The organism is Streptomyces sp. NPDC059853 (assembly GCF_042731495.1).
GTDB lineage: Bacteria > Actinomycetota > Actinomycetes > Streptomycetales > Streptomycetaceae > Streptomyces.
The window spans coordinates 20,596-30,339 of record NZ_JBHWJL010000032.1 but is presented as its reverse complement, the minus strand read 5'-3'; the positions used below and the strand labels follow the sequence as shown (position 1 = coordinate 30,339).

9 protein-coding genes are annotated in these 9,744 nt (G+C 71.8%); 5 read left to right on the top strand and 4 right to left on the bottom strand.

The features are described 5' to 3' along the window. Positions 1 to 135 precede the first annotated feature (135 nt). A complete protein-coding gene (gene nth, locus ACFV5N_RS06070) occupies positions 136 to 1,002 on the bottom strand; it encodes an endonuclease III (protein ID WP_385594661.1) in 867 nt (288 codons plus the stop codon). Positions 1,003 to 1,257: 255 nt separating this feature from the next. Between nth and ACFV5N_RS06065 the strand changes: the two genes are divergently transcribed. Then, positions 1,258 to 1,932, top strand: a complete 675-nt coding sequence (locus ACFV5N_RS06065) for a Crp/Fnr family transcriptional regulator (protein WP_026047468.1) — start codon at positions 1,258 to 1,260, stop codon at positions 1,930 to 1,932. Positions 1,933 to 2,008: 76 nt separating this feature from the next. Here the strand turns inward: ACFV5N_RS06065 and ACFV5N_RS06060 are convergent, their stop codons facing one another. Continuing rightward, positions 2,009 to 2,860 (bottom strand): MBL fold metallo-hydrolase, encoded by an 852-nt coding sequence (locus tag ACFV5N_RS06060; protein ID WP_385594659.1) that lies wholly within the window; start codon positions 2,858 to 2,860, stop codon positions 2,009 to 2,011. After that, the gene (locus tag ACFV5N_RS06055; protein ID WP_385594658.1) at positions 2,857 to 3,690 is read right to left on the bottom strand and encodes an NUDIX hydrolase; all 834 of its coding nucleotides are present in this window, start codon (positions 3,688 to 3,690) and stop codon (positions 2,857 to 2,859) included. The genes ACFV5N_RS06060 and ACFV5N_RS06055 overlap by 4 nt, the downstream gene beginning before the upstream one ends. 33 nt (positions 3,691 to 3,723) lie before the next feature. Between ACFV5N_RS06055 and ACFV5N_RS06050 the strand changes: the two genes are divergently transcribed. Further along, on the top strand, positions 3,724 to 3,927 hold the full coding sequence (locus tag ACFV5N_RS06050) for a hypothetical protein (RefSeq protein WP_381186359.1): 204 nt from the start codon (positions 3,724 to 3,726) through the stop codon (positions 3,925 to 3,927). Positions 3,928 to 3,975: 48 nt separating this feature from the next. Beyond that, positions 3,976 to 4,407 (top strand): hypothetical protein, encoded by a 432-nt coding sequence (locus ACFV5N_RS06045; RefSeq protein ID WP_381186356.1) that lies wholly within the window; start codon positions 3,976 to 3,978, stop codon positions 4,405 to 4,407. Positions 4,408 to 4,808: 401 nt separating this feature from the next. Here the strand turns inward: ACFV5N_RS06045 and ACFV5N_RS06040 are convergent, their stop codons facing one another. Continuing rightward, complete coding sequence (locus tag ACFV5N_RS06040) at positions 4,809 to 6,863, bottom strand: N-6 DNA methylase (RefSeq protein WP_381186350.1); 2,055 nt, start codon at positions 6,861 to 6,863, stop codon at positions 4,809 to 4,811. 957 nt (positions 6,864 to 7,820) lie between these two features. Here ACFV5N_RS06040 and ACFV5N_RS06035 point away from each other — a divergent pair. Together ACFV5N_RS06035 and ACFV5N_RS06030 are read left to right on the top strand one after the other, a co-directional pair. After that, the gene (locus tag ACFV5N_RS06035) at positions 7,821 to 8,405 is read left to right on the top strand and encodes a hypothetical protein (RefSeq protein WP_385594654.1); all 585 of its coding nucleotides are present in this window, start codon (positions 7,821 to 7,823) and stop codon (positions 8,403 to 8,405) included. Next, the gene (locus ACFV5N_RS06030) at positions 8,402 to 9,727 is read left to right on the top strand and encodes a hypothetical protein (protein WP_381186345.1); all 1,326 of its coding nucleotides are present in this window, start codon (positions 8,402 to 8,404) and stop codon (positions 9,725 to 9,727) included. Before ACFV5N_RS06035 ends, ACFV5N_RS06030 begins: the two co-directional genes overlap by 4 nt. The last annotated feature ends 17 nt before the right edge of the window (positions 9,728 to 9,744 follow it).

Genomic DNA, 9,744 nt, shown 5'->3' with positions numbered 1-9,744 from the left:
GCCGGCGGGGTGGGGGCGTGCGGCGGCGTGGGGGCGGCTGCGGGGCGCCCGCCCGGAGTCCGCGCTCCCCTCCCGGCGTCCGGCCCGTCCGCCCGCCCGCCCCGGCGCGCACGGGCCGGGGGGCCGCCCGCGTCCTCAGCCGGGCGGGTCGCCTGCCGCCGGGGCGGGCGGGCCCGGGTAGTCGGCCGGTGGCTTCAGCCGCTGCCCGGGGTAGCCGCCCATCTCGTACTTCAGCAGCTTCTTCGCCTTCTCGGGATCGGTCTCCCCCTCCCCGTAGGACGGACACAGGTGCGCGATCGGGCAGGCCCCGCAGGCGGGCTTGCGGCTGTGGCAGATCCGGCGGCCGTGGAAGATGACGCGGTGCGAGAGCATCGTCCAGTCCTTCTTCGGGAACAGCTCCCCCACCTCGGCCTCGATCTTGTCCGGGTCGGTCTGCTCCGTCCAATTCCAGCGCCGCACCAGCCGCTGGAAGTGCGTGTCCACCGTTATCCCCGGCTTGCCGAAGGCGTTGCCGAGCACCACGTGCGCGGTCTTGCGGCCCACCCCGGGCAGCGAGACCAGGTCCTCCAGACGGCCGGGCACCTCGCCGCCGAAACGGTCCCGCAGCGCCGTGGAGAGCCCTATCAGCGACTTCGTCTTGTTGCGGAAGAAACCGGTGGGACGGATCAGCTCCTCCACCCGCGCCGGGTCGGCGGCGGCCATGGCGGCCGGGGTGGGATACGCGGCGAACAAGCGGGGGGTGGTCTGGTTCACCCGCAGGTCGGTGGTCTGGGCGGACAGCACCGTGGCCACCAGCAGCTCGAACGGGTTCTCGAAGTCGAGCTCCGGATGCGCGTAGTAGTAGACCTCGCCCAGCTCGCGGTTGATCTTGCGGGCCCGGCGCACCAGGGCGGTACGGCTCTCCCCCGCGGCACCCGGACGGGCGCGCGCGGGCTTTCGTACCGGTTTCGCCGGCCCGCCCGCTCCGCGTTCGCCATCAGCGGAATTCCCGGTCGCGTTCACCCTCCCGGCCTCTCTTCCTGGTCTCTCCGGGCGGCCCAGCCCCGTACGTTCACAGGGCCGTTGGCCACCCGGCCAGCGTAAACGGCCCCGGCGACAATCGTGGGGCACTCACCTCATCCATCACCCGAATCAGCCCCTGGCGCTGTCCGGGCTTTCCCGGTAAGTCAAACTTGTGACTGATAGCACTGCTGTGGTGTCCGGCATGATGAGGGGTGCATGACCTTTCACGGCCTGGCCGACAAGGAGAGAGAACTCGTGGACGACGTTCTGCGGCGCGCCCCGCTCTTCGCGGCGCTCGATGACGAGCAGGCCGCTGAGCTGCGCGGCTCCATGACCGAGGTCACCCTGGCTCGCGGTGAGACCCTCTTCCACGAGGGCGATCCGGGCGACCGCTTGTACGTCGTCACCGAGGGCAAGGTCAAACTGCACCGCACCTCGCCCGACGGCCGGGAGAACATGCTCGCCGTCCTCGGCGCCGGCGAGCTGATCGGTGAGCTGTCCCTCTTCGACCCGGGCCCGCGCACCGCCACCGCCACCGCCCTGACCGAGGTCCGGCTGCTCGGCCTGGGCCACGGCGACCTCCAGCCCTGGCTGAACGCCCGGCCCGAGGTCGCGGCGGCCCTGCTGCGCGCGGTGGCCCGCAGGCTGCGCCGCACCAACGACAACATGTCCGACCTGGTCTTCTCCGACGTCCCCGGCCGGGTGGCCAAGGCACTGCTCGACCTGTCGCGCCGCTTCGGCGTCCAGTCGGACGAGGGCATCCACGTCGTGCACGACCTCACCCAGGAGGAGCTGGCCCAGCTGGTGGGCGCCTCCCGGGAGACCGTCAACAAGGCGCTGGCCGACTTCGCCGCCCGCGGCTGGCTGCGGCTGGAGGCCCGTGCGGTGATCCTGCTGGACATCGAGCGGCTGGCACGCCGCTCGCGCTGACCCGGCCCCGTTTCTTCCCGAGCACGCCGGTACGCCCGAGGGCGTACCGGCGTGCCGTCGTTTCCGCTCGCCGTGCCTACGGGGTGTCCTCACCGTCCGGGATCAGGCCGTGCTCGCGCAGGTGGTCGAGCTGCGCGCGGACCGACAGCTCGGCGGCCGGCCACACCGCGCGGTCCACGTCCGCGTAGACGTGCGCCACGATCTCGGGCGCGGTGCGGTACCCGTTCTCGACGGCGCTCTCCACCTCGGCGAGCCGCTTGGCGCGGTGCACCAGGTAGTAGTCGATGACCCCCAGGGCGTCGCGCAGCACCGGACCGTGGCCGGGGAGCACGGTGCGCACGCCCTCCTCCTCGGTGAGGCGGCGCAGGGTGCGCAGGGAGGTGAGGTACTCGCCGAGCCGGCCGTCGGGATGGGCGATGATCGTGGTGCCCCGGCCGAGCACCGTGTCCCCGGTGAGCAGCGCGTTGTCGGCGGGCAGCAGGAAGCACAGCGAGTCGGTGGTGTGGCCGGGGGTGCCGACCACCCGCAGTTCGAGGCCACCGGCGGTGACGACGTCACCGTCCGCGAGCCCTTCGTCGCCGAGCCGCAGCCGCGGATCGAGTGCGCGCACCGGGGCGCCGGTCAGCTCCGCGAACCGGGCGGCGCCGCCGCAGTGGTCCTGGTGCCCGTGGCTGAGCAGGGTGTACGCGACGCGGCGGCCGGCCCGTTCGACGGTGTCGGCGACGTGCCGCAGATGCGTCTCGTCGTCCGGGCCCGGGTCGAGGACCACGGCGAGGTCGGAGCCGGGCTCGGCGAGGACCCAGGTGTTGGTGCCGTCCAGGGTCATCGCCGAGGGATTGGGCGCCAGCACGCAGGTGGCCCGCTCGGTGGCGGGCCCGGCCGGGGAGCCGATCCGGGGCGCGCCGGGCAGCGCGGAGGCCTCACTCATCGTTCCACCGTCCTTTCGAATTCCTCATGCCCGGGCCAGCTGAGCACAATCCGCTCCCCGGTGGTCCGTACCCGGACGAGCACCGGGTCGAGGGGGCCCGGCTCGGCGCCGGTGGCCAGCTGCCGGAGGGTGGCGACGGTCGGCGGCATCATGATCATGTCGCCGCGCTCGTACCCGGCCAGGGCGTCGGCGGGCGCCATCCAGACGGTCCGGTCGGCCTCGGTGGAGGCGTTGCGGGTGCGCTGGCCCGGCGGCAGGGCGGCGCTGAAGAACCAGGTGTCGTACCGGCGCGGCTCGAACTCCGGGGTGACCCAGCGGGCGCGCGCGGTGAGCAGGTCGCTGCGCAGCAGCAGCGAGCGGCGGGCGAGCAGGGCGGCCAGGGACAGCTCGCGGGCGGCGAGCGCGGCCCGGTCGGCCTCCCAGTCGGCGCCGGTGGTGTCGGCGGCCACGGTCGCGGGGTCGGGGCCGGCGAGCAGGACGCCGGTCTCCTCGAAGGTCTCACGGACGGCCGCGCACACGATCGCCTGCGCGTCGGCGGGCGGCACCCCGAGCCGCCGCGCCCACCCCTCGCGGTCGGGGCCGGCCCAGGCCAGGGCGTCGTCGGCGGCGTCGCGCGGATCCACACCGCCCCCGGGGTACGCGTACGCGCCGGCCGCGAAGCCCATCGACAGCCGGCGGCGCAGCAGGAAGACCTGCGGTCCGCCGCCCGGCCCCGCACGCGTGAGCAGCACGGTAGCGGCCCGCCGGGGCACCACCGGGGTGATCTCGCCGCGCACGAACTCCCGTACCCGCCCCGCCCACTCGGCCGGGAACCACTGGCCGTTTCCCATGCGGGGATGCTATCCGGGCGCCGGGGAGAGAGGATGGACAAAGGGGACACGTACGAGGAGACGGTGAGCATGTCGAAGCACCGGGCACAACACGAACGGGAAGTACGCGGTCACGGAAAGCACGCGGTGACGCCGGAGCGGGTCCGCGAGGCGGAACACAAGGCGCGCGAGGTGGCGGCGAAGACGCACGGCAAGACCGAGAAGGCGACGGTGAAGCACCGCTCGCGGCTGGGCTGACGCACCCCGGAGGGCCCGGCAGCGGCCGGGCCCGTAGCCTGTCGGCTCATGGACGTACCCAGAGAAGTACGGATCGAAGAGGCCCTCACCCGCGCCCTCCCCCGGCTGAGCCTGCGGACCGGCGCCCATCTCCTGGCGATGCACGTCAGCGGCTTCGTGCTGCTGGGGCTGTTCCTCATCCCGACCCCATCGAGCGCGGCGCTGTACGGCACCGTGGAGCCGCCCGCGCTGCTCGTCCTCGCCATGCTCCTGACCGGCGCCCTCGCCCATGTCGTGGTCCAGCTGCCGGCCGCCCTGCTGGGCACCCTCGTCCACCGCTACCACGTCGCCCGCGCCTACGGCACAGCGCTGGCGACGGCCGCGGTGCTCTCCGGGATCGCCGTCGCGGCGCTCGGCGGTGGGTGGGTGGACTGGCTGGACGTGCTGCTCCGGCTGGCGCTCTCGCTGGCCTGCTACGTGGCTCTGGTGCGGATGAGGTGAACGCGCCGGACCGCGCCAGGGCCATGGCAGCGATCCCGGTGACGGCCGCGGGCGGCCATGCGGACGCCTCCGCCTCGCCCTGCGCGATCGCCGGATGGGAGAGGCTGACCACCGGCGCGTCCGAGCGGTTCACTCTGCCCGGCGGCACTTCTGCCTGATGGAGCGGGAGACGGAGTTCCTGGACCTGCTGCGGTCACTGGCCCGGCCACCCGCCGGTACAGCGGCACCGCGATGAACGCGCAGAACAGGCCGGGCGCTCACAGCGCGGCGGAGTCCGGCCCGTGCACCCAGCCCTTGGCGGCCAGATCGGCACCCATCACCAGGCCCGCCACGACCACACCGGCGGGCCTGCGGCGCCACAGCGGCACGGCCGCCTTCCACCGGGCGCGGCGGATCCCCCCTCAGACATCGAAGAACGCGTTCACGGCATCTCGGCGCATCCGGCGCGTCAGCTCCAACTGCGCCCGCAGCAGACTCTCGTGGCGATCCAGACGCCTCATTCCTTCGGCGATCTCCCGCTGCACCCCGCGATCGGGCAGGACGACAGGGAGCTCGCCCAGCACCGGGAGCGAGATGGTCTTCATGGTCAGACTGCCCGTGGAATGGGCGTCCAGCCATACACGGGCCTTCGCGCTGCGCAGGTACGCGGCGAAGTACTCGGCGTCCAACTCGGCGGGAGGCCGCAGCACAAAGCAGCCGGTCCCGCAGATCCAGCCGTGCTGTTCCGGACGCACCACACCGCATCGCCCCAGCTCGCCCCGGCGCGCGATCACCACATCGCCGCACTCGAGACGGAATCGGGCGAGGTGGTCGGCCTGTTCGGGGGAGATGCGTTTGATGTTCTCCTCATCGAAGCCGCCGCCTGCGAGATCCTTGGGCATGACCACGGGAACGCCGTCTCCCTCGACGTAGTGCTCGGCACGGATGAGGCTTCCCGACGGCCCAGCGAGGAGACGGCCCGGTTTCGATCCCTCCGCCACCTCACCGTCCACGATTTCCTGAAGCGACAAGCTAGGGATCTCCACCCCTCGGCGACTCACACGCGCACTGGTGGCGAGGCCGTCCAGCAGGTCGAGATGCGTATCGGACGTGGCCCTGTGCAGCCGCTCCAGCTCTTGGCACGCCTGCCCCAGGTCCTGTGCCGAGGAACTGAGCTCCTGCTCGACGGGAATGTAACGGCGGGGATCGAGACTTCCCCCCTTCTCAAGGATCTCCTCGCGCGCGACCGCGCGGGAGAATCCGGGCTCGTCGCCGTTCGTGTACGGGGATCGCAGCCACGCGTGGAACCGGCCACCGATACGTGCCGTCTCGTCCTCGGAGAGCACCCGCGGTTGCCGCGGCGCCTGTGTGCCGAGCCGGCCCGCGTCGATGAAGAGGACGGAGTTCTCCTGGCCCGGGGGCAGCTGGGAGGCCGCGTCCCGGGCGAGCACCCAGATATGCACGGGAACGGAGGTGTGGAAGAAGAGCTGTGCCGGCAGAGCGATGACGCCGAGGATCGCGCGGCCTTCCACCATCCGGGTGCGGATCGCCGCCTCGGGGCCGTCTGACCACGCCGCGCGTGCGGGCATGATCACCAGGGCCATTCCCTGTTCGCTCAGCCGACCCCACGCTCCCTGGAGCCAGGCGAAGTTGGCGTTGCTGCCGGGCGGCTGTCCGAACGGCCAGCTCACCGTGCTCATGCCCTTGAAAGGCTGGTTGAACGGCGGGTTACTCAGCACCCGGTCGGCGAGCCCGTGGCCCTGGCCCGAGGAGAGCGACACCGGGTCGGAGGTACCGACAACGGGCCGGTCCACTCCGTGAGCGGCCAGGTTCATCGTGGCCAGCCACACATTCCCCCGGTCCGTGGCGTACGCCTCGACCAGAGCCCCATCCACGCGGCCCGACCCCGCCACCGTCCCCACCGTGCCTGCCAGCAGAGAGCCGGACCCGCACGCGGGGTCCAGGATGCGATGCCCGGGTCGCGGGGCCGCGAGCGCCGTCACCAGCCGCGCCACCGCGCGCGGTGTGTGGTACTCCCCTGAGGCGAACGTGCTCTGCTGAACATGACGCTCCAAAAGTGCCGCACAGATCTCGGGCAATCCGGCTCGGGTCAGTCCCGGGTGTGTCGTCCAGACAGCGAGAAAAGCTGTCAGCCACCCCGCGTCACCGGGACCGCCGCCGGAGAGGAAGCCGAACTCCGCGTGGCGCAGGGAGGGTACGGGAAACCCGTCCCGTCGGCCGGCAGCCCTCATCATGGCGCGGAGATCGGCCAGCGGCGACAGGCCCTTCCCCGCATCCCGCACCGCGCGCTCCCATTGCTCGCGGAACTCCTCGTCACCTGCCTCGACGAAGTCCGCGAGCAGCAGAATGGCCAGCATCGACGACAGGTCGTCGACCGTGTTCCGGCCCCGTTGGTAGGGCGTGTACGCCCGCCAGAGCCGGTCGGCGATGTACGCCGGGGACTCCTTCGTCTCCACGCTCTCCCCTGTCATGGCTTCTCCGCGACCCCCTGATTCCCTCGCACTCACAGCCTGTTGAAGATGGCGAGCGCTATCGCGGCGGCCAGCATCAGCAGGCACAGCCGAAGCGTCGTGCCCGTGCTCTGCATCGCCGTCCCCAGTAGTTCGAAGAACGATGTCATTCCGCGTTTCCCTCTGTCCATGCCCGGGGATCGATCAGTGCGCAGTACATCTGCGCATGCTTCCCGTTGGCGCTCAGTATCCGCAATCCGCCTGATGACGCCGCTTGTTGGCGGCGATGTCAGGGAACTTAGCAGGGGAGGGCGTCAGTTGCAGCACAGGCTACCGGGGGGCACCACGCGCGCACTCCCTTGCGCACATCTACTGCGCACCCCTCGTCCTCTACAAGAGATCGCTGCTCACGGAGCCCTTTGGGCGGGCGACGGGAGAACGGATCAGCAACCGCTGGACGGGGCCCGGAAGTGACCCATATCACTCCCCGCTTGGGGGCCTTCACGACCGGAACGTGACGCGCGCGCTGGATCGGAAACAAGCCCTCCGCACCCTATGAACCACTCGGCACCCACGACACACGGAACACGCGCGGCACCTCCCCGGCCGGTCTCAGCACCCCCGCCACCGCCTGCTGCCACCACGGCCCCACTCCCGCCGCCCCACGACGCGGCAGGCGCGGCTCCGCGACGACGCACGCCCGGCCACACGCCTGCCGCCCTGGCCGAGTCCCGCCCTACCTGAAGATCGCCCGCTCTGATGCCATGGCTGAGGAGCGCGGATCGGAACAACACCGGCGGCTTGGGGGGCGCTGTGGGGACATCCACACGATGGAAGGGACCGGCCGGCAGCCGGTGGAGCAACGCCGGCAGACGGCTGGCACGCGTACCCGGGGGCCCTCCCACGCCGCATCAGCGACTGACCTCCATCGCGGACGACCACCTGCGCGCCCTGCACGAGACATTGCGCGCCGACCCTTCCGCCTTTGGTCTGTACGATGCGGCCTGCGCGGCCGGCGAACGGCTCGCCGGGGTCCTGGGTTCGCTGGCCGCCGAAGGCGAGGAGTCGACGGACTCCCTGCTCGCCCGGCTCATCCACGAGGTCGGAGGAGACGGCGGCACCCTCGCCGACGCCGCGGTGCGCAGAGGGCTGGCGACGGCGGTCCGGAACCTCCGGAACGAGCATCCGGAGCTGGAGCAGGACATGACCACGGGCGCCGCACGCGGCGGCCTCGCCTCCGACATGCTGTGCACCCTCTACCGGTTCTTCTTCGCCGGCCTCGTCGCCGAATTCCTCCGGTCCGTCGTCGCCGAACACCTCAAGCTCGCCGTGCCGTTGCTCGTCCTGGATGTGGAAAACACGATCGCCGACCGGGTGGCGGAGAAGGTGCTGGAAGTGGTGCCCAACCCGTGCGAGCACGCCGCAGAGACCACCGGCCCCCGGCCGGACCAGGAGCCCACCCTCCCCAGCATCGCCGCGTCGCTGGTCCCCGAAGCCGTCGCCCACGCTCTCGGCCTCACCACCACGAAAGAGGGAGCGCAGACATGACGGACCCCGGCTGCCACCTGTGGTGGCCCGATGCCCTCGGCTCACCACCCCACGACGCACCCTGGACACCGATCAGGACACCGGCCTTCCAGCGCAGGGAACACCACACGACCGGCCTGCACCGCCTGCCGGGCCGGGTCCCCGACTGGGCCGAGGACCTGTTCCGCGTCGCCAGGGCCACCTTCATCGCCGACAAGTACGCCCGCAGACACCACACTCCGGACCGGTGGACCCGCCGCATCACCCTCTCCGTCCCCGTGACGGAACACGGGAGGTGGCAGCGCCCCGACGTCCTCGGCCACCTCGCGACACTGCTCCAGACCCTCACCGGGGATTTCTGGACACTGGATCTCCGGCCGCTCAAGGGCGGGCACACCCAGGAGGCGATGATCGCCCCCGACGAGCAGCGCGCCTCGGAAGTGGCGCTGTTCTCCGGGGGTCTCGACTCCCTCAGCTGGGCCGCCACCCGGGCCCGCGCCGACGACAGCCGCCCTCTGCTGCTCGTGATGTTCCACGAGATCAACCTGAAGTCCCTCCAGCAAGGGGTGTACGCGGCCGCCACGCACCGCTCGACGCGGCCGGTGTCCCTGCTGTGGATGGACCAGCGACCGAACGGCGACGGCACCGGGCAGCGGCTGGAACCCTCCTCCCGCACCCGCGGACTGCTCTACGCGACCGGCGCCGTCCGCGCCGCCACCGCGCACGGAGTGCGCACCGTCCACATCCCCGAGAACGGGCAGGTCGCCCTCAACCCGCCCCTGACGGCGGCCCGTTCTGCCGCCCTCTCCACCCGGTCTGTGCACCCGGCGACACTCCACCGCCTCAACGCCGTACTGGACGCCGTCAGCGACCCCGGGACCGGCATACGTGTGGTCAACCCCTGGGCCCTCCGGACGAAGGGCGAGGTGTGCCGGCAGGCACTCGACGCGGGCCTCCACCCGTGCCACCTCGAAGCCACCCTCAGCTGCGGCAGACCACCCACCCGCCGCAAAGGCCGCCCACCTCTGGCCAACTGCGGCCTCTGCTTTCCCTGCCTGGTACGCCGCTCCGGCCTCCTCCACGCGAGCGGCACCGACGGCACACCGTACGAAAGGAGCCCCTGGTCGGACAGCCTGTCGTCCGACCGGCTCACCGACTGGCGCGCGCTGGAGCGCTGGCTGCGTACCTCGTACACCCCGGCCGACCTTCTCACCGACACCCCGCTGCCCCCGGGCACCGACCGGGAGCAGGCGTTCGACGTCATCACACGCGGGCGGGAGGAACTGGCCGGCCTCTGGAGTGCGGCAGCGAGGGAAGCATCACCACGTCAACACACCACGTGACAATGCGGCCAGTCAGG